Origin of the sequence: Streptomyces sp. NPDC056373 (genome assembly GCF_042262425.1) — a bacterium.
Classification (GTDB): Bacteria; Actinomycetota; Actinomycetes; order Streptomycetales; family Streptomycetaceae; genus Streptomyces.
The window spans coordinates 68,506-89,194 of the sequence record NZ_JBHJPX010000020.1; the positions used below are offsets into that span (position 1 = coordinate 68,506).

Sequence of the window (20,689 nt, forward strand, 5' to 3'; positions counted from 1 at the left end):
GTGGTGAAGGGGCAGGTGGGCGAGGGGCGACGGCTAGCGGGCCTTCGCGACGATCATCGAAAGCAGGGCGGGCGCCGACTCGGTCAGGTACATGTGGCCGCCGGGGATCTCGATGTGCTCGAAGTCGCGGCCGGTCGCCTTGTTCCAGGACGCGGCGTCGTCACGGCCGACCAGGGTGTCGTCCTCGCCCCGGACGACGGTCAGGGGCGCGTCCAGCGGCAGGGAGGTGCTGGGGACGTAGGTCTCGTGCATCTCGACGTCCGCGCGCAGGGTGGGCAGGAGCATCTCGCGCATCTCCGGGTCGTCGAGCGCGGGGTGGCTGTAGCCCGCGAACTCTCCGACCCGGGCGAGGAAGTCGTCGTCGGAGAGGCCGGTGGCCCGCCGTTCACGGCCCTGGCCCGGGTGCGGCGAACCGCTGACGAACAGGTGGGCGAGCTCGACGCCGGGTTCGGCCACGAGCCGGTGTGCCAGTTCGTAGGCGAGCACGGCACCGAGGCTGTGCCCGAAGAGGGCCACCCTGTGCCGTCCGGCGCCGAGCCGCTCCCGCAGCTGGGGCAGGAGTCCGTCGACGGCCGTGTGCACGTCCCGGTGGGGCTCCTCGTCGATCAGCCTCTCCCGGCCGGGCAGTTGGAGCGGCACGATCTCCAGCGCCTCCCCGGCCAGGGCGGCCCAGGGGCGGTAGAACGAGGCACCGGCTCCGGCGTACGGAAGGCACACCAGCTTGGTCGTGACGGTCGGGTGGGTCGGGTGGGTCGGGTGGGTCAGGACAGTGGGGCCGGTCGGGTCATCCAGGGGCATGGCTTCTGTGGGTCTCTCTTGTTGGGCCTGCGAGGTCGCTGTCTACTCACCCATCGCGGTGATCAGGCTCTTGGGCCGCATGTCGGTCCAGTGCTCGCCGACGTAGTCGAGGCAGGACTGCCGGCTCGCCCGTCCGTGGACGACCGTCCAGCCGGCCGGGACCTCGGCGAAGGCGGGCCACAGGGAGTGCTGGCCCTCCTCGTTCACGACAACCAGGTGCTCGATGCTGTCGTCGTCGAAGGGGTTCGTGGTCATGGGTGGTTCCTTCTGTGGTGGGCGGTCGGCTGCGTCCGGTGTTTTCGGGTCAGGCGCGGAGCCGGTTGTCCAGCACCGGGCCGATGAGCTCCAGTGACGTGGGCCGGGTCATCTCTCCGTGCGTGCAGGGCAGGTCGTGGTTGTCGATGTGGCCCGCGACGTACGGCTGCCAGGAGCGGTACCGGCCGGGGACCGCGTCGGGGTCCCGTGCGGCGGTGAAGAACAGCAGGTCTCCTCGGTACGGCGTGGGGACGAACTCGCCCAGCAGGCGGCGGTTGTTCGCCGTCACCTCGACCAGGGCCGCCAGTTCGGCGTCGTCGAGGCTGCCGGGCATGTCGGGTACGCGGCGCACCAGCTCGGCGAACCGGGTCTCGGTCAGCGGTTGCGTCTCGTCGACGGGCATCTGCCGGCCGAGGATGGTCAGGAGGTTGCGCAGCAGGGCCGGCCGGTCGGACCGGGCGGGGGCCTGTCGAATCCAGGTCCCGGGGAAGGAGTCGAGCAGGGCGAGGAGTGCGACCTGTTCTCCCGCCGCCTGGAGGCCTACGGCGACGTCGTAGGCCACGAGGCCGCCCATGGAGTAGCCGAGCAGGTGGTAGGGGCCGTGCGGCTGTGTCTCACGGATGAGTGCGGTGTGCTCGGCGACCACCTCGGCCAGGCTGCCGGCCGGGTCCTGTCCGGGTGTCAGGCCCCGGGACTGCAGGCCGTAGAGCGGACGGCCGGTGTCGATGTGACGGGCCAGCCCGGCGAAGCCCCAGGACAGGCCGGAGGCCGGGGGAAGACAGAAGAGGGGTTCGCGATCGCCCCGGGTACGCAGCGGGAGCAGGGGTCCCACGGGGGCCGCGCTCGACCCGCCGGCCAGGCTCCGGGCCAGCGCCGACACGGTCGGTGTGTCGAAGATGGCCCGCAGGGGCAGTTCGACGCCGAGCTCGGCGCGGACGCGCGCGGTCAGACGGGGGGCCAGCAGGGAGTGGCCGCCGAGATCGAGGAAGCCGTCATGGACGCCGACCTGGGCCGGGGCGAGGCCGAGGACCTCGGCGAAGATGCCGCGCAGGGTCTCCTCCCGCTCGGTGCGCGGAGCGGTCTTCGCGGCGAGCGGCGCGTCGGGTGCGGGCAGCGCCGTGCGGTCCAGCTTGCCGCTGGCCGTGTACGGGAGGGCCTCGAGCGTGACGAACACCGAGGGGACCATGTGGGCGGGGAGTACGCGGGTGAGGTGGCCGCGCAGGTCGTCGGCGGTCGGGGCGGCGGCTTGCGCGGGTACGACGTAGGCGGTCAGTTGCTTCTCGCCGCGCTGGTCCTCCCCGACGGCGGCCGCCGCCCTGCCGACCGCCGGATGCGCGGCGAGGACGGCTTCGATCTCGCCGAGTTCGATCCGGAAGCCGCGGAGCTTCACCTGGTGGTCGGCCCGCCCCAGGAAGCGCAGCTGCCCGTCGGATCCGCGCACCGCCAGATCGCCCGTGCGGTACATCCGGTCCCCCGGGCCACCGAAGGGGTCGGCGACGAAACGTTCGGCCGTCATGGCCGGCTTGCCCAGGTAGCCGCGGGCGGGGCCGCCGCCCGCCACGTACACCTCGCCGACGGCCCCGTCGGGCACAGGGTGCAGCGCATGGTCGAGGAGGTGGACGAGGTTGCGGGCGAGGGGGCGGCCGATGGGTGGGCCGGCCCGGTCGTCCGGGTCGGTGCCGGACTGCCAGGCCGTGGCGTAGACGGTCGCCTCGGTGGGTCCGTAGAAGTTGACGAGCCGTGCCCCGGGGAAGGCGGCCTCGATTCCGGCGCGGAGCTGTGCGGGGACGGGTTCGCCGCCGAGGGCGACCGTGTGCGGTGAGAGCGCCGGGCGCTCGGCGAGCACGGAGGCCATGACCGTCGGCACGCCGCTGATCAGGCCGGCCTCCCGGGGCGGGCCCTCGGTGAGTGCGAGCAGGTTCTCGACGATCTCGATACGGCCGCCGCACAGCAGCGGGGAGAAGATCTCGAACACCGACACGTCGAAGTTGAGCGAGGTCGAGAAGAGCACACGGGCCAGCCGCTGCGGACCGAACGCCGCGTGCGTCCACTCGACGAACTCGACCGCGTTGCGATGCGTGGCCAGAACGCCCTTGGGGCGGCCGGTGGAGCCGGAGGTGTAGGTGATGTAGGCGAGGTTGTCCGCTGTCGGCGCGGTCGCGGGGGGATCGGTCCGGTTGCTCGACCCGCTGTCCTGGGGGTCGAGGAGCGGGGTGCCGTGCGGCAGCGCCCTCGCCGTCTCCGCGGTGGCGAGGACGACGACGGGGCCGGCGTCGTCGACGATGTACGCCAGACGGCCGGCCGGGTAGGCGGGGTCGAGCGGCAGGTACGCGGCACCGGACTTCAGTACGGCGAGCACGGCGACGAGGAGTTCCGCCGTACGGGGCAGAGCGATGCCCACGACGTGCTCCGGGCCTGCTCCGAGGGCGGTGAGACGGCCGGTCAGCTGCTCGGCTCGTGCGTCCAGTTCGCGGTAGGTGAGTGATGTCCCGCGGTCCAGTACGGCGTCGGCGTCCGGGGTGGCCGCGACCTGGGCGGACCAGAGGTCGGTGAGGGTCCTGGCCGCGGGCGGTGTGGGCCGGGGTATGTCCGGGAGTTCGTGGGGTGTCAGGAGCCCGATGCGGCCCTGCGGGAGTTCCGGGTCCGCCGCGATGGCCTCGAGGATGTGCACCAGTCGGGCGAGGGTGGCGTCGGCCCAGTCGGCGTCGAACAGTCCCGGGTGATAGGCCAGCCGGAAGCGGGGGCGGGGGCCCGGGAACGCCACGAGGGTCACGGGGTAGTGGGTGGCGTCACGGCCGCTCGAACCGACGACGCGAAGCCGGCCGCCGTAGCCGCCACGCCCCTCACCGGTGGGCCCTGCCCCACGCTCACCGCCGTCGGCGCCGTCACGCCCGTCGCCGGCAGGCGCCTCGCCCATGGCCTCCGGGTCCACCGGATAGTTCTCGAAGATGACGAGGGTGTCGAAGAGTTCCGGCACGCCCACGGCCCGCTGGATGTCCGCCAGGCCGAGATGGTGGTGGTCGAGGAGACGGACGTAGCCGTCCTGAACCTCGCGGAGCAGGGCACTGAAACTCTGCTCCGGCCTCAGCCGCACCCGCGTGGGGACGGTGTTGAGGAACAGGCCGACCATCGACTCCACACCGGGGAGCTCCGGCGGGCGGCCGGAGACGGTGGCTCCGAAGACGACGTCGTCACGGCCGGTCAGGCGGCCGAGCAGAATCGCCCAGGCGCTCTGGACGAGCGTGTTCGCGGTAACGCCGAGGCTCCGTGCGCGTGCCGTGAGGGCGGCTCCGGTCTCCGCCGACAGCTCGGTCCGGGCCTGTTCCGGGTTCGTGGAGCCCGGCGTGGTGGCCGGGGCCAGTCGGGTCGGTTCGGTCACGCCGGCCAGCGCGTCCCGCCAGGCCTCCTCGGCGACCCTGCGGTCCCTGCGGTCCAGCCATTCGAGGAAGGAGCGGTACGGCGGGGCAGGTGCCAGTGCGGCCCGGTCGCCGTCGGCGGTGCAGAGGGCGAGCAGTTCCCGCAGGAGCACGGAGACCGACCAGCCGTCGAGCAGGAGGTGGTGGTGGGTGACGAGCAGCCGGTGGCGGTGCTCGCCGGTGCGGACCAGGGTGCAGCGCAGGAGCGGCGGGGTGGCGGGGTCGAAACCCAGGGCCCTGTCCTCGTCGAGCAGCGCGGTCCACGCCTTCTCGGCGTCGGTGGCGGTGACCGGCTCGGTGAGATCGGCTTCCGCCCACGGCAGGTTCGCCCTGCGCGGGACGACCTGTACCGGCTGGCCGCCGCGACGCCGCCGGAAGGCCGCCCGCAGGTTCGGGTGGCGGTCCAGCAGTGCCTGAGCGGCGGATTGCAGCCGGCCGGCATTCACCGGGCCTTCGAGTTCGAAGACCAGCTGCACGACGTACACGTCGGAGGCGCCCCGTTCGTGCTCGTACAGGGCGTGGTAGAGCAGGCCCTCCTGGAGCGGGGTCACGGGGAGTACGTCGGGCGGCCCGGGCTGCGTCATGTCGTCTCGTCTCGCTGTGTTCCGGATCTGCTGCGTGTGCACGTGGGGTCGGCTAGTCGAGGCCTGCGGTCAGCTCGTCGAGCTCGTCCCCGGACAGGCCCCGGACCGACGCACCGGCGCTCTCGGCGGCCCGGGACGCGAGTGCGGTGAGTGCCGTGAACCAGGCCTCGGCCAGCTCGCGGACCTCCTGCTCGGTCAGCACCCCCTCGGGCCAGGCCCAGTCGGCCACCAGTCGGGGTCCGCTCGCCGTGTCGTGGACGACCGCGTTGATGTCGAGGGCGTGGGCGGCGCCGAGGCCGGGGTCGCTGCCGGAGCCGAGTGCCGACGACTCGGGGGCGAAGGTCCACAGCTCGCCGGCGGTGGCGTCCGGAGTGCTGAACCGGCCGAGGTAGTTGAAGCCGATCGCCGGTGCGGGCGCCTTGGCCAGCTCGGCTGCCGTGTCCGGGTTGAGGTGGCGCAGGAGGCCGTGTCCGGCGCCGTGGTCGGGCAGTTCCCGCAGGCGCTCCGCGACCCGGGTGAGGGCTCGGTCGGCGGCGGGTCCGCCGGTCAGCGCGTCGGCCACGTCCACGCCCCGCACGTCCAGGTGGACCGGGTAGAGCGAGGTGAACCAGCCGACCGTGCCCGACGGTTGGAGCCCGGGTGACAGTTCCTCGCGGCCGTGCCCCTCGATGTCCAGCACCACGTGCGGGGAGCCCTGCCGGTCGGCGACGGCCAGGGCGAGGCCGGTGAGCAGGACGTCCTGGACACCGAGGTGGAAGGTGGCGGGGACGTCGGTGAGCAGCGGTCCCGTGGTCTCGGGCGGCAGGGTGAGCCGCAGCGAGCGCGTGCCGGCGGCGGTGTCCCGGTCGGGGTCGAGCGGACGCCTGCCCAGCGGGGCACGCGGGGCGTCGGCGATACGGCGCCACAGTTCGGCCTCGGCAACCCTCTCCGGTGTACGCGCCTGTCGGCCCAGCTCCACGGACCAGCGGCGGAACGACACCCCGACGGGTGGCAGTTCGGGGCTCCGACCGGTGGTCACTGCCTCCCAGGCGGCCCTCAGGTCGGGTACGAGGATGCGCCAGGACACGCCGTCCACCGCCAGGTGGTGGACGACGAGCAGCAGCCGTCCGGGCAGGTGCGCTCCCGCGTCGAACCAGACGGCCCGGACCATGGCCCCGGCCGACGGGTCGAGCAGTCCCACGGCCCGGTCGAACTCCTCGGCGACGGCTTCGTGGAGGCCGTCGCCGCCGGACGTGCCGCGGACCTCCCGGCGGTCGAGCAGATCGGCGGCGCGGACGTGGCCGACCGGACCGACGGCGAGTTCGGGGGAACCGGTGCCGACGTCGACGGTGTCGCCGTCGAGTTCGGCGGTGCCGGTATCGAGCTCGGCAGTCGTGGTGAGCCTGGTGCGCAGCATGTCGTGGTGGTCGAGCACCGCCTGCAGCGCGCCGGTCAGCTGCGGCAGACCCGCGCCGGCCGGGACCGTCAGCAGCACGGACTGGCTGAACCGGTCGATGGGGCCGCCGCGTTCGAGCAGCCACCGCATGATGGGGGTGAGCGGCACCCGGCCCACACCGTCGCTCGCGTGGACACCCGCGGTGCTGCCGCCCGCCGGGCCGCGAGCCACGGCCGCCAGTTCCTTCACCGTCTGGTGCTTGAAGACGTCCCGCGCGCTGATGACGACCCCGGCCTCGGCCGCCCGGCTCACGAGCCGGATCGAGGTGATGCTGTCGCCGCCGAGGGCGAAGAAGTCCTCGTCGAGCGGGACTTCGGGCAGCCTCAGCAGCTCGCGGAACAGCCCGGCGAGGATGCGCTCGGCCGGGGTCGACGGTTCTTGTGCCTCGCCGGTCCCAGGTGCCGGTGCGGGCGTGGGCAGCGCGGCACAGGCCTGCTCACCGTCGGGCGTCAGGGCCGGCACGTCGCGTGCGACCTCGTCCTCCCCCAGGAGGTCCACGTCCTCGACGCGCAGGTCGGGCTCCGCGGAGACGGTGCTCAGGAAGCGGAGGAGCAGCCGCGTGAGCAGCTGCGCGGTGGCCGGGTCGAACAGGTCGGTGCTGTACTCGGCGATGCCGTCGATGCCCGCCGGTGTGCCGTCGCCGTGCCGCCGCTCGTTCAGGTAGAGGCACAGGTCGAAGCGGGCCGCGCCGGTCTCGACGGGCTCGCGTGCCACGCCCAGGCCCGGCAGGGACAGGTCGGCGTCCGAGGCGTGAGCGGTGAAGGCCAGCATCACCTGGAACAGCGGGTGGCGGGCGAGGGTGCGCTGCGGGCTGAGGGCGTCCACGAGGAGGTCGAACGGCACGTCCTGGTGGGCGTAGGCCGCCAGGTCGAAGTCCCTGACGCGGTCCAGGAGTTCGCGGAACGTGGGGTTGCCGGAGGTGTCGGTGCGCAGCGTGAGGCTGTTGACGAAGAAGCCGACCAGGTCGTCGAGCCTGCCGTCGGGGCGCCCTGCGACGGGTGTGCCCATGGTGATGTCGGTGCCCGAGCCGAGCCTGGTGAGGGTCGCCGCGAGGCCGGCCTGGAGCACCATGAACAGGGTGACGCGGGAGGCGGACGCGAGGTCGGCGAGAGCGGTGTGCAACTGCGCGTCGATGGTGAGTCCGGCCCGGTCTCCGCGTCCGCTCGGTTCGGCGGGCCGGGGACGGTCGGCGGGGAGCGGCAGCTCCTCCGGGGCGCCGGCCAGCGCCTCTCGCCAGAAGGCCGTCTGCCGTTCCAGCGGACTCACCGCCTCGCCCGCCGCCGTGCCGAGCAGCTCGCGTTGCCAGTGCGCGAAGTCGGCGTACCGGACGGGAAGAGGCCGCCATTGCGGCGCGCATCCGGTGAGCCGGGCCGCGTATGCCGTCTTCAGGTCGCGCATCAGCGGTGCCATGGACCAGCCGTCGACGGCGATGTGGTGGGCGAGCAGCAGCAGGACGTGCGTGTCGCCGTCGAGGTGGAACAGGGTGGCGCGAAGCGGCGTTTCGGTGGACAGGTCGAAGCGGTGCCCTGCGGCGGTGGTGAGCAGCGCGGGGAGTTCCGCCTCGGTGGCCTCCACCACGGCAAGGTGCGGGCGTCCCGCCTCGGGGTCCAGGATCCGCTGGTACGGGGTGCCCTGGAAGTCGGGGTGGAGGGTGCGCAGCGGTTCGTGGCGGGTCACGACGTCGGCCAGCGCGGATGCCAGCGCCGTACGGTCCAGGGGGCCGGTGAGGCGCAGGGCCCAGGGCACGGTGTAGGGATTGCTGCCGTCGAGGCGGCTCATGAACCACAGCCGCTGCTGGGCGTACGACAGCGGAATCGGGGTGTCCGGGCGTGCGCGTGCCGTGAGCTCGGGGCGGCCGGCGCCGCCCTCGCCTTCGCCGAGCCGCAGGGCCAGTCCGGCGGGGGTCGCCGCCTCGAACACGGCCCGTACGGGCAGCGCGGTGCCCAGCGCGCTTCTGATGCGGTCGCTGAGGCGCATGGCGAGCAGGGAGTCGCCGCCGAGGTCGAAGAAGCCGTCGTCCGCGCCGATCCGGTGCGGCTCCTGGCCGAGGACGTCGGCGAAGAGACCGCACAGGATCTCCTCCTGCGGGGTGCGCGGGGGGCGGCCCGCGCCGTCCGCGGAGGGCGCGGGCAGGGCGGCGCGGTCCAGCTTGCCGTTGGAGGTCAGGGGGAAGCGTTCGAGGACGACCACCGCGGAGGGGACCATGTGGTCCGGCAGGGTCCGCGCGGCGTGGCGGCGCAGAGTGCCGGCGTCGAGGGATCGTCCGGCGGTGTAGCCGACCAGCCGCCCGTCCCGTTCGAGGACGACGGCCTGTGCCACGTCGGGGTGGCTCGCGAGCGCCGCCTCCACCTCGCCGAGTTCGATGCGGAAGCCGCGGATCTTGACCTGGTCGTCCGCCCGGCCCAGGTACTCCAGCTCTCCTTCGGCCGACTGCCGCACCAGGTCGCCCGTCCGGTACATCCGTTCACCCGCGTCGGCGGCGAACGGGTCGGCGACGAAGCGCCCTGCCGTCAGCCCCGGCCGCCCCAGGTACCCGCGCGCCAGGCCCGCTCCCGCCACGTACAGCTCGCCGGTGACGCCGGGCGGCACCAGCCGCAGACCCGCGTCCAGGACGTAGGTCCGCAGGTCGGCAATGGCCTGTCCGATGCCGCCGGACCGGTCGCGCGCCGCGGGCTCGGTCAGCGGCAGGCCCGTGACATGCACGGTCGTCTCGGTGATGCCGTACATGTTGACCAGCACCGGTGCGTCCTGCGGGTGCCGGGTGTACCACTCGGCGACCCGTGTGAAGTCGAGTGCCTCACCGCCGAAGACCACGTAGCGCAGGGCCAGTGCACGTCCGACGTCGGGGAGGGCGGCGTCGGCGCGGAGCAGCTCACCGAAGGCCGAGGGCGTCTGGTTCAACACGGTGACGCGTTCACGCGCCAGCAGCCTCAGGAACTCCTCCGGTTCCCGGCTCACGGCGTGAGGGACGACCACGAGCGTGCCGCCGTGCAGCAGCGCGCCCCACAGCTCCCACACCGAGAAGTCGAAGGCGTAGGAGTGGAACAGGGTCCACACGTCGTCCGGGCCGAAGTCGAACCAGTGCCGGGTGTGCTCGAAGAGCCGCTCGACATTGCGGTGCGTGACCGCCACGCCCTTCGGGCGGCCCGTGGAGCCCGAGGTGTAGATGACGTAAGCGAGGTGATCGCTCGTCAGTTCGGTGGTGGGGACAGGGCTTCCACCGGAGGGCTGCGGGTCGTCGAGCAGGAGGACGGGGACGGGCGAGGCGGGGAGGCCGGGGGCGACGTCGCCGGTGGTCACCAGCAGCACGGGCGTGGCGTCGGCCAGCGTGAACGCCAGGCGTTCCGCGGGGTACTCCGGGTCGAGCGGCACATAGGCGGCGCCTGTTCTCAGGACCGCGAGGATCGCCACCACGAGTTCCGGCGAGCGGGGCAGCGCGAGCGCCACCAGCCGCTCGGGCCCCGCGCCCCGGGCGGCGAGCAGCCGGGCCAGCCGTTCGGCTCGGGCGTCGAGTTCCGCGTAGGTGAGCCGGGTGTCCCCGTGCACGACGGCGGTGGCGTCGGGGCTGTGGCCGGCCTGGCGGGCGAAGAGCGCGGGCAGGGTCTGGGCCGGTGTGCCGGCCGGGACCACGCCCTGCCGCGTCGCCGGCATTCGCCGCCGCTCCCCCGGCAGCAGGATCTCCACCTCCCGTACGCGGCGCGCGGGATCGGCCACGAGGGCCTCCAGGACGGCGGCGAACCGGTCCAGGACGTGCCGGGCACCCGCCTCGTCGTACAGGTCGGGCCGGTAGGACAGGCGCAGGGCGAGGCGGCGGCCGGGCAGGACGGCGAGGGTGAGGGGGTAGTGGGTGGCGTCGCGGCCGGTGAGCAGGCTGACCGGGGACGGTCCGTGGCCGCTCGTGGCCGGGTGGTTCTCGAAGGCGAGGAGCGTGTCGAAGAGTTCACCGCCGCCTCCCGCGGCGCGCCGGATGTCGGCGAGGCCCAGGTGCTGGTGCGGCAGCAGGGTGGCCTGCCGCCGGTGCAGCGCGGTGAGCAGGTCGGCGACGGTGCCGTCCTCGTCCCAACGGACGCGGGTGGGGACGGTGTTGATGCAGAAGCCGACCATGGACGCGATGTTCGGCAGTTCGGGCGGGCGGACGGTCACCGTCTGGCCGAAGACGATGTCGGTGCGGCCGGTCAGCCTGCCCATCAGCACGCCCCAGGCGCCCTGGACGAGTGTGTTGAGGGTGATGCCGAGGGACCGGGCCGTGGCCTCTCCCGCGCCGGTCAGCCGCTCGGGCAGCTCGACGATCAGTTCGCCGGGCAGTGCGGCGGCGCCGGTGGCCCCGGGTGAGAGCAGCGTGGGCTCGCCCGCCCCCTCCAAGGCGCGACGCCAGGCGGTCTCGGCGGCGGTACGGTCCTGCCGCCCCAGCCAGGCGAGGTAGTCGCGGTAGGCGGGCGCCGGCGGCAGAGCCGCCGGGTGCTCGCCCGAGTGCAGCGCCGTGAACTCGCGCACCAGCAGCTGCTTCGACCAGCCGTCCAGCAGGATGTGGTGGTTCGTGACGAGCAGGCGGTGGCTGTCCGCGGACCACTTGACCAGCAGGTGGCGCAGCAGCGGGGGCTTGGCGAGATCGAAGCGGCGGGCACGCTCCTCGTCCAGCAGCCGTTCCCACTCCTTGTCCCGCTCCGCCTCGCCGAGGGTCGACAGGTCGTCCTCGGCCCAGGGGAGTTCGACGTCCGTGGGCACGATCTGCAGGGCCCGGCCGGTGTCCCGGCGACGGAAGCAGGCGCGCAGGTTGGGGTGCCGGTCGAGCAGGGCCTGCCCGGCGGCGCGCACGGCGGCGGGGTCGACCGGGCCCGTCAGCTCCAGGACCTGCTGGGTCGCGTAGAGATCGGGGGCCTTCTCGTCGTCGTACAGGGCGTGGAAGAGCAGGCCTTCCTGCAGCGGCGACAGGGGCAGGATGTCGGCGATTGCGGAACCGGACCGAGTCACCGTGGGTTACCTCCACTCATTGCCGAACTCGGCTTCGAGTTCGTCGATCTCTGCTTGGGTCAGCGACACGAGGGGCAGGTCGGACGGGGTGTGCCCGCCTCTCGCACCGGTGCCGCCCTCGGCCTGCGCGGTCAGCTCCGCCGTCCAACGGTCCGCGAGGGTGCGTACGTCGTCCTCGTTCCAGATGCCGGGGGCCCAGGACCAGGTGGTGTCGAGCCGCCCGTCCTCGGTGGTGACGGCGGTGATCTCCAGGCCGTGGGTCACGGGCATCGCCGGATCGTGCACGGCGCCCAGGTCGCGCGGCGCCTCCGGCGCGATGGACCAGTCGCCTTCGGCGGATCCGGTTCCGGTCACCCGGCCCAGGTAGTTGAAGCCGATCTCCGGAGCGGGGAGCGACGCGAGGAGCGGCCCGTGACCGGGGTCGAGGTGGCGGAGCAGGCCGTATCCGATGCCGTGGTCCGGGGCGGACCGCAGCTGTTCCTTGACGGTCTTGAGGACCTGGGCCGGGTCCGCGGCGTCGACTCCCTCGAGGTCGAGACGTGCTGGTACGACGCTGGTGAACCAGCCGACCGTGCGCGACAGGTCGACGCCGTCGGCGATGTCCTCCCGGCCGTGCCGTTCGATGTCCAGCAGCAAGGCCGGGTGCCGCCGCCATCCGGCGAAGGCGGCGGCGAGCGCGGCGATCAGGACGTCCTCGGGACCGGCGTGGAACGCCGCGGGCACCTTGGTGAGCAGGTCGGAGGTGACGTCGGCAGGGAGGTCCCTGGTGAGGTGCCGCATCGTGCCGACGACGTCCCGGCCGGGGTCGGGCCGGCGCGAGCCGAGCCGCGGGCCGGGCCTGCCCAGCGTCTCCCGCCACAGGCCCGCTTCGGCCTGCCGCTGCGGCGTGGCCGTCTCCCGCTCCAGAAGGCGGGCCCAGTGCCGGAAGGAGGTGCCCCGTTCGGGCAGCTCCTTCTCGGCCCAGGCCGCGGCCAGGTCGGAGCACAGGATGCGCCAGGAGACGCCGTCCACGGCCAGGTGGTGGAGGGTGAGCAACAGCCGTCCTGGGCGGTCGGGACCGGCGTCGCACCACACCGCGCGCACCAGCTCGCCCTGTTCCGGGCGCAGTCGCGAGGCGGACCGCTGCGACAGGCCGGCGAAGTCCGCCGGCCCGGTGGTGCGGTCCAGCACCGTGGCGGCATCGACGGCACCCGGAGGCGGAACCTCGGCCGACCGCCCGTCGGATGCCAGGCACAGCCGTAGCACGTCGTGATGGTCGAGCACGGCCTGCAGGGCGGCCGTCAGCCGCTTCTCGTCGGCGTCGGCGGGGGTGACGAGCAGGACGGACTGGCTGAACATCGCGAACGGGCCGCCGCGTTCGAGAAGCCGGCGCATGGCCGGCGTCAGGGGCATCGTGCCGGTCGGCTCGTCCTGGTTCCGTGCGTGGCCGGGAGCCGGGCGAGCCTGTGCCGTGGCGGCCAGGCCGGCGATCGTGCGCTGCTCGAACACGTCCCGCGGGGTCAGCCGCAGTCCCGCCGCGAGCGCGCGGCTCACCAGGTGGATGGAGGTGATGCTGTCGCCGCCCAGGTCGAAGAAGCCGTCGTCGGCACCGATGCCGTCGGCGGGGATTTCGAGGACCTCGGCGAACAGTGCCCTGACCGCCGCCTCCTGAGGGGTGCGCGGAGCCCGGCCCGCCGTCTGACCCGGCGTGAGCGGTGCGGGCAGGGCGGCGCGGTCCAGCTTGCCGTTGGGGGTCATCGGCAGCGCGTGGAGCGCGACGAGCGCCTCGGGAACCATGTGGGCGGGCAGGTGCCGGGCGGTGTGGGCGAGGAGGGCGGGGCAGTCCTCCTCGGCGGCTCCGACGACGTATCCGACCAGGCGCCGCACGCCCGCCCGGTCCTCACGTACCACCACCGCGGCCTGGGTGACGGCCGGATGGGAGGTGAGCACGCCCTCGATCTCGCCGGGTTCGATCCGCAGGCCGCGGATCTTGAGCTGGCCGTCGACCCGCCCACGCAGCTCCAGTACGCCGTCGGCCCGCCAGACCGCCAGGTCACCGGTACGGTACATGCGGCCGCCGGTCGTTCCGAAGGGGTCGGCGACGAACCGCTCGGCGGTCAGGCCCGGCCGCCTCCGGTAACCACGGGCCACCTGGTCACCCGCGACGTACAACTCGCCCTCGACACCGACCGGTACGGGGTTCAGCCGGGCGTCGAGGACATACGTGCGGGTGTTCCACATGGGGCGGCCGATCGGCACCGGGCCCGTCGGCAGCTCTTCGCCGGGCTCGATGCGGTGGTCGGTGCAGCCGACGGTGAGCTCGGTGGGACCGTAGTGGTTGATCAGACGTACGTCGGGGTGGTCCCGGCGCCATGCGCGCAGGGCCTCTCCCACCAGCGCCTCGCCGCCGAGCATGAACTCCTCGGCCGGCGACAGGTCGTGCGGCAGGGCGGGCAGCAACGGCAGGTGACTGGGCGTCGCCTTGAGGAAGGTGTAGCCGCCCTTCGCCGGTGCCACGCCCGCGTCGTGGAAGCCGGCGACGTGCACCCGGCCGCCCGCGGCGAGCGCTCCGTGCAGGGTGGTCACGGTGGCGTCGAAGGACATCGTGGCGTGCAGCAGCGACGTGCCGCGCAGGCTCGGGTACGCCTCCGCGCAGCGGGCGACGTAGGTGGTGAGGTTGCGGTGCTCGACGACGACGCCTTTGGGGCGGCCGGTGGTGCCGGAGGTGTAGATCAGGTAGGCGGGGTCGGCCGGCCGGACCTCGGGCAGGGGCGCGCCCGGATCGTCGGGGGCCGCGTCGGGAAGGACCGGGCGGCAGCCCGTCGGGAGGTCGGCGGGGTGCGGGTCCCGGGTGATCAGGCACACGGGCTCGGCGTCGGCGAGCAGGAAGGCGGTGCGCTCGGAGGGATGTTCCGGATCCAGCGGGAGGTACGCGGCGCCCGCCTGAAGGACGGCGAGCACGGCGACGGCGAGGTCGGCCGAGCGGGGCAGCGAGAACGCGACGATCCTGCCGGGCCCGGCGCCCTGCGAGACGAGTACACGGGCCAGCCGCTGGGCCCGCGTGTCGAGTTGCTCGTACGTGAGTGAGGTCGTGGTGTCCTCGACCGCCACCGCGTCCGGGTGCGCGGCGACGCGTGCCGCAAAGAGCCGGGGGAAGACGGTGTCCGGCAGGTTGCGTGCCGTGTCGTTGAACCCCTCGAGCAGTCGGCGGCGTTCGCCGTCCATGAGGATGTCGAGAGCGTCGATCGCCAGGTCGGGTTCGCGCACCGCGGCCCGCAGCACCCGCACCAGACGGTCGGCCAGGTCTTCGGCGGTGTGCCGGTCGAAGAGGTCGGCGCTGTACTGGAGGATGCCCTCGATCCCGTCCGGGGAGCCGTCCGGGGCACGGTGTTCCGCGAGGTTGAAGGTCAGGTCGATCTTCGTGGCCCCGCTCTCCACGGCCAGCGTGCGGGCGTGCAGTCCGGGCAGGTCGAGGTGGGGCCCGGCGTCGGGGCGGAAGGCGAGCATCACCTGGAACAGCGGGTGCCGGGCCGGCGTACGGGGCGGGTTGAGGGCTTCCACCAGGTACTCGAAGGGCAGCTCCTGGTGGGCGTAGGCCGCCAGGTCGGTCTCGCGTACCCGGCCGAGGAGTTCCCGGAAGCCGGGGCGGCCCGAGGTGTCGGTGCGCAGGACGAGTGTGTTGACGAAGCAGCCGACCAGGTCGTCGAGCGCCTCGTCGGCGCGACCGGCGACCGGCGTGCCGATCGGGATGTCGGTGCCCGCGCCCAGCCGTGTGAGGAGCGTGGCGAGTGCCGCCTGCACGGCCATGAACACCGTGGTGCCGGTCTCCTCGGCGAGCGCACGCAGCCCCTGGTGCAGGTCCGCGTCCAGCCGGACGGGTATGTCACCGCCCCGGTGGGTGGCGCGGGCGGGGCGCGGACGGTCGGCGGGGAGCGGGAGTTCGTCGGGGAGCCCGGCGAGTGCCTCGCGCCAGTGGTGGAGCTGGCGGTCCTGTTCGCCGCCGAGCACCTCGTGGTGCCAGACGCAGTAGTCGGCGTACTGCACGGGCAGCGGCGCCCAGCCCGGCTCCCGCCTCTCCAGACGGGCGCGGTAGGCGTCCGCCAGGTCGCGCAGGAGGGGATTCAGGGACCAGCCGTCCCCGGCGATGTGGTGCAGGGCGAGGAGGAGCACATGGTCCTCGGGGCCGAGGACCAGAAGATGCGCCCGGAAGGGGGCGTCCTCGTCGATCCGGAGCCCGGTGCCTGCCAAGTGCCGGAGCTGCCGCTGCAGGTCTTCCTCGGCGACGGGGCCGATGACGTCGAGGGCCGGCGAGGCCTGCTCCAGAACCCGCTGGCACGGACGGCCGTCGGCGTCCGGGTAGACGGTGCGCAGGATCTCGTGCCGGGTGACGAGATCGGCGAGGGCCGCGCGCAGGGCGTCCTCGTCGAGGCCGGTGCCGGTCAGACGCAGGGCGAGGGGAATGGTGTAGGCCGCGCTCGGCCCTTCCAGACGGTGCAGGAACCACAGCCGCCGCTGGGCGGACGACAGCGGTGTCTCCCCAGGGGGAGCCGCACGCGGCGTCGGGCGCAGGGCCGGGCGTACGTCCTTCCCGGCATGCTCCAGGAGCCGGGCCAGCCCGGCCGGAGTGGGCGCCTGGAAGACATCACGCAGGGTCAGGTCGGCTCCGAGGACGGTGCGGATGCGCCCCAGCAGACGCAGGGCGAGCAGCGAGTGGCCGCCGAGCGCGAAAAAGCCGTCCCGGGGGCCCACGTCCGGCAGCCCTAGGACGTCGGCGAAGAGGGCGCACAGGACCTGCTCGTGCGGAGTGCGCGGGGCGGCGGGCGGTGTCCGTGGTGCGGCAGCGGCGGGCGGCGCGGGCAGGGCGGCGCGGTCGAGCTTGCCGTTGGGGGTCAGCGGCAGCCGGTCGAGGGTCACGACGGCCACGGGGACCATGTAGTCGGGAAGGCGGCCGGCGAGGTGGCCGCGCAGGGCTTCCGGGGTCGAGGCGCCCCCTTCCGCACGGACCGCGTAGGCGACCAGTTGCCGGTCGCCGCCGCGTCGCCGGTCCTCGCGGACGACGGCGACGGCCTGAGTGATGTCGGGGTGCGTGGTGAGGGCCGCTTCGATCTCACCGGGTTCGATGCGGAATCCGCGGAGTTTGATCTGGCCGTCCGCGCGGCCGTGGTACTCCAGCTCACCCCGGTCCGTCACACGCGCCTGGTCGCCGGTGCGGTACATGCGGGCGCCGGGCGGGCCGTAGGGGTCGGCGACGAAGCGTTCGGAGGTCGCGCCCGGGCGGCCCAGGTAGCAGCGGGCAACGCCCGGCCCGGCGACGTACAACTCCCCCACCGTGCCCGGCGGGAGCGGCTGAAGGGACGTGTCGAGGACGTATGCGCGCATGCCGTCGAGGGGGCGGCCGATCGGCAGCGGATCGGGGACGGGCAGGGCTGCCGTGCAGGGCCGGGAGGTGGCGAAGGTGGTGGTCTCCGTCGGGCCGTAGCCGTCGGTGACCGTCAGCTCCGGGCACGCTGCCAGCACGCGGCGCACCGCGCCGGCGGGGACGGCCTCGCCACCGGTCCACACCTGGCGCAGCCCTTCGAAACAGTGCGGGTTCTCCTCGGCGGCCAGGCGGAACAGGCCGGCGGTCAGCCACAGCGCCGTCAGCTCGTGACGTGCGGTCAGGCGGGCTACGGCAGCCGCGTCCACGTCCTCGTCCGGCCCGGCGACCACGGCGGTGCCGCCGTTCAGCAGCGGCACCCACATCTCGTACGTCGAGGCGTCGAACGCGGTCGGCGAGTGCACCAGGACACGCGTGTGCGCATCGCCGCCGAACGCCGAGTCGGCGGCCAGGGCGACCACGTCGCGGTGAGTGACGGCGACGCCCTTCGGCAGGCCGGTGGAGCCGGAGGTGTAACTGACGTAGGCGAGTTGTTGCGGGTGCGGGAGCACGCCCGGGTTCGTGTCCGGTTCGGCCGCGAGGTCCGGGGCGTCCGCGCGCACAACGGTCATGTGCTCGTGCGGCTCCGCCGGAGCGGTGTCGGTCAGCAGGACGGTCGCAGCCGTCTCGGTCAGGATGTGCCGGGTGCGGGCGGCCGGGGCGCGCGGGTCGAGGCCGACGTACGCGCCGCCGGCCTTGAGTACGCCGAGCAGCGCGGTGAGAAGCCCGTCGGAGCGGTTCATGAGGACGGCGACGCGGTCCTCCGGCCGGACGCCGAGGGCGATGAGCCGGTGCGCGAGCCTGTTGGCACGGGAGTTCAGCTGCCGGTAGCTGGTCGCGCGTTCGCCCTGGACGGTGGCGATCGTGTCCGGCGCGGCCGCGGCGCGGGCCGCGAACACCTCGGGCACGGTCGCCCCTCCCCCGCGTGCGGCGGGGCCGGCGAGCTGCGCCTCGGTCCGTTCCCCGGGCAAGGTCACCTCGACGCGGCCGACCGGTGTGCCCGCGACGACGGCTGCCGCGAAGTGCTCCACGAAGCGTGCGAGCCGCCGGTGGTGGCCGTCGAGTTCGGCATCCGTGTAGTGGCCGGGCCCGGCGTCGAGGTCGATACGGATGCCGTGACCGTCGGCCCGGTCGTAGACGTTGACGGCCAGGTCCTCGACGGGCCCGGTGGAGAGGTTGTGGCGGGTGGTGGCGTGCCCGGCGAAGCGCAGCTCGGGCCCGAACGCCATGATGTTGACGACGGGTCCGAAGAAGCGGCGCCCTCCTTGCGGCCAGTCCAGCTCACGGCGCAGGTCCTCGCCGCGGTAGCGCTGGTGCGCCAGGAGGTCGCGGGTGGCGGACGCCGTCCGACGTACGAGGTCGTGCGCGGGTGTACCGGGCTCTACGGTCAGTCGCAGGGGGAGCACGTTGGACGCCATGCCCGGCGTGCCGAGTTCGGTGCGGCTGTCGCGGGCGGTGACGGCGAGGCCGAGGACGATGTCGCGGGCTCCGCTGAGCCGGTGGAGGTAGGCGGCGGTCGCCGCGAGCACGACGCGCGACCAGCGTGTGCCGGCCCGTTCGGCGGCCGCGTACACCATGTCCCCGGCGGTGGCGGGGAGATGGCCGGTTCGGCGGAGGAAGCCCCCGGTGACGTGCGGCGCCCGGGCGGACAGGCTCACCGGCTCGGGCCGGTCGGCGAGTGCGGCCGTCCAGAACTCCCGGTCGGTGGCGTGGCGTTCCCCCGCACGGTAGGCCTCGTCCGCCTCGACCAGCGGGGCGAGCGGCGCGGGGGGCGGGGTGTGCGGTGTGCCCGCGACGAGGGCGCTGTAGGCGGCGGCGACCCGGCTCGCGACGAGCGAGCAGCTGTAGCCGTCGACGGCGATGTGGTGGTAGGGCTGGTACCAGATCCAGTGCGCGTCCGCGAGTTTCAGCAGGGCGTATCGGAAGAGCGGGGACCGTTCGAGGTCGAAGGCTGTGGCGAAGTCGGCGGTCATCCAGGCTTCGGCGGCCGACCGGGGGTCGGGGTCGCCCGTGAGGTCGACCACGGGCGGTTCCGGGGCGGGGCCGGTGTCCACGAACTGGCGCACGGAGTCGTCGGCGGCGGCGAAACGGACCCGCAGCGTCTCGGTGGCGGCCACGACCTGCTGGACGGCCGCACGGAAGCGGACCGGGTCGACGGGGCCGTGGATCTCGGTGTACTCGCCCACGTTGTAGGCGGGCCCGGCGGGATCGAGCCGCTGCCCGAACCACATGGAGCGCTGGGCGGCGGAGACGTCCAGGGCACGCGGGACGCTCATCGGGCGCCCTCCGTGACGGTCGCGAGGCCGGCCGACCGCTCGGCCACGAGCTCGGCGACGGCTCGCGGACCCTCCTCGCGACCGGGCCAGGGGACGCGCAGCCAGGGCTCGGCGGGCACGAGCGCCAGGTCGCGGGCCTGGCGGGCGCGGCCTCCCCCCGTGACGTTGAGCAGGACGAGTTCGTCGCGGCGGACCCGGCCGGACCGTGCCGCCTCGGCCAGGGCGGCCAGGGCCACACCGGCGCCCGGTTCGATGTCGATGCCCTCGACCTCCTCGAAGAGGGCCATGGCGGCGAGGGCCGCGAGGTTGTCGGTGCGCAGGACGTCACCGCCGCTCTCGGTGAGCACGTCGCGCACTCCGCCGCGGACGGCGAACGGTGGCCGCCGGTTGGTGAGTTCACGGGCCAGCGGCTCGTGCTCCCGGTCGGCGGGAGCCGTGCCGGTACATCGCCACGCTTCGTACAGCGGCGCGAAGGGCGCGTTCTGGCACATCAGCAGGCGTGGCAGCCGCTCGCCGTCGGCACGCAACCGGTGTGCTGCCTCGTGGGCGCCGATGGCGCCGGTGCCACTGCCGACGGCCTGCACATACGTCTCGGGCAGCCGCCCGACGGCCTCGGCTGCGGTGAGCATGACGGTGCCCAGGCCGTCCCGGCGGCCGATGTTGCGCGAGCCCCCCTCGGCATGGTGACCGGGCAGGGCGGCGAGCAGGTCGGCGCAGGCGATGGCGTCGCTGTAGGTGGCGGTGCCGTCGAGGACGACGATCCGGACGCCGGGGTCCAGCGGGCCGGGGAAACGCATCCGTTCCAGGGCCGGGGCGGGCACCACCAGCAGACAGGGCACCTGGTGGCGGGTGGCAGCCCAGGCGAACGCGGCGGCGGTGTTGCCCGCCGACGGGATGACGAGCACGGGTGGCGCGGCGGGCAGCCGGCCGAGCACCGTGTAGGCCTCCAGGTCCTTGAAGGTGCAGGTCGGCAGGTGCGCCTCGCGTTCCGGCCAGTACCCGTTGAAGGCCACCCAGAGCCGGTCCAGGCCGAGGCGGCGGCCGAGCCGTTCGGCGGGCCGGACGACCGGGCCGGGAACATCGGGGAAGGTGCGCACCACCGGCAGCAGCGGGGCGTGCCGAAACATGCCGGTCTTTTCACCGACGGGTATTCCGCTTCTTTCGTACTCGGTGCGCAGGAATGCCGGTTCGTGTCGACGGGAGCAGTCGAGGAGGAGGCCGTCGTCCTCGTAGCGGGTCCCGCATGAGGAACAGACGACTCGGTAGTGACGTGTTCCCGGGCGTACTCCGGACATCTTCGCTTGCCTTCCGCAGTGCCAGGTTTCGCTGATCCATTGGAACCGGGCCTTCGAGACGGGCGGGCAACGCCCGGATGACGCCTTTTCGACGTGCAGTTGACACATGGGAAGCGCTTGCCACGGTGCTGCGCGGGCAGCGCCCCCACCCCTCGGACTGTTCAGTTCTGCTTCACCCTCTCTTTCCCGACCGGCAGTTGGGAAAGCGCTCACTGCAGAGAGCATCCGAGGCGCGCACGACTGACGATGAAAAGGCGGCGGAAA

Annotated in this window: 6 protein-coding genes; all 6 read right to left on the bottom strand. The window is 73.6% G+C overall.

What is annotated here, in order from left to right; genetic code table 11:
* Positions 1-33: 33 nt before the first annotated feature.
* The 6 genes from ACFCXS_RS33985 to ACFCXS_RS34010 are packed head-to-tail and all read right to left on the bottom strand — an operon-like array spanning position 34 to position 20,425.
* Positions 34-798, bottom strand: coding sequence for a thioesterase II family protein (locus tag ACFCXS_RS33985; protein WP_376647216.1), 765 nt, complete (start codon positions 796-798; stop codon positions 34-36).
* Between the two features lie 42 nt (positions 799-840).
* A complete protein-coding gene (locus ACFCXS_RS33990; protein WP_376647217.1) occupies positions 841-1,053 on the bottom strand; it encodes an MbtH family protein in 213 nt (70 codons plus the stop codon).
* A 49-nt stretch (positions 1,054-1,102) separates the two neighbouring features.
* Positions 1,103-5,053 (bottom strand): amino acid adenylation domain-containing protein, encoded by a 3,951-nt coding sequence (locus ACFCXS_RS33995; protein ID WP_376647218.1) that lies wholly within the window; start codon positions 5,051-5,053, stop codon positions 1,103-1,105.
* Between the two features lie 52 nt (positions 5,054-5,105).
* Positions 5,106-11,459, bottom strand: a complete 6,354-nt coding sequence (locus ACFCXS_RS34000; RefSeq protein WP_376647219.1) for an amino acid adenylation domain-containing protein — start codon at positions 11,457-11,459, stop codon at positions 5,106-5,108.
* A gap of 6 nt (positions 11,460-11,465) precedes the next feature.
* Positions 11,466-19,130 (bottom strand): amino acid adenylation domain-containing protein, encoded by a 7,665-nt coding sequence (locus tag ACFCXS_RS34005; protein WP_376647220.1) that lies wholly within the window; start codon positions 19,128-19,130, stop codon positions 11,466-11,468.
* On the bottom strand, positions 19,127-20,425 hold the full coding sequence (locus ACFCXS_RS34010) for a cysteate synthase (RefSeq protein WP_376647221.1): 1,299 nt from the start codon (positions 20,423-20,425) through the stop codon (positions 19,127-19,129). The genes ACFCXS_RS34005 and ACFCXS_RS34010 overlap by 4 nt, the downstream gene beginning before the upstream one ends.
* Between the last annotated feature and the right edge of the window lie 264 nt (positions 20,426-20,689).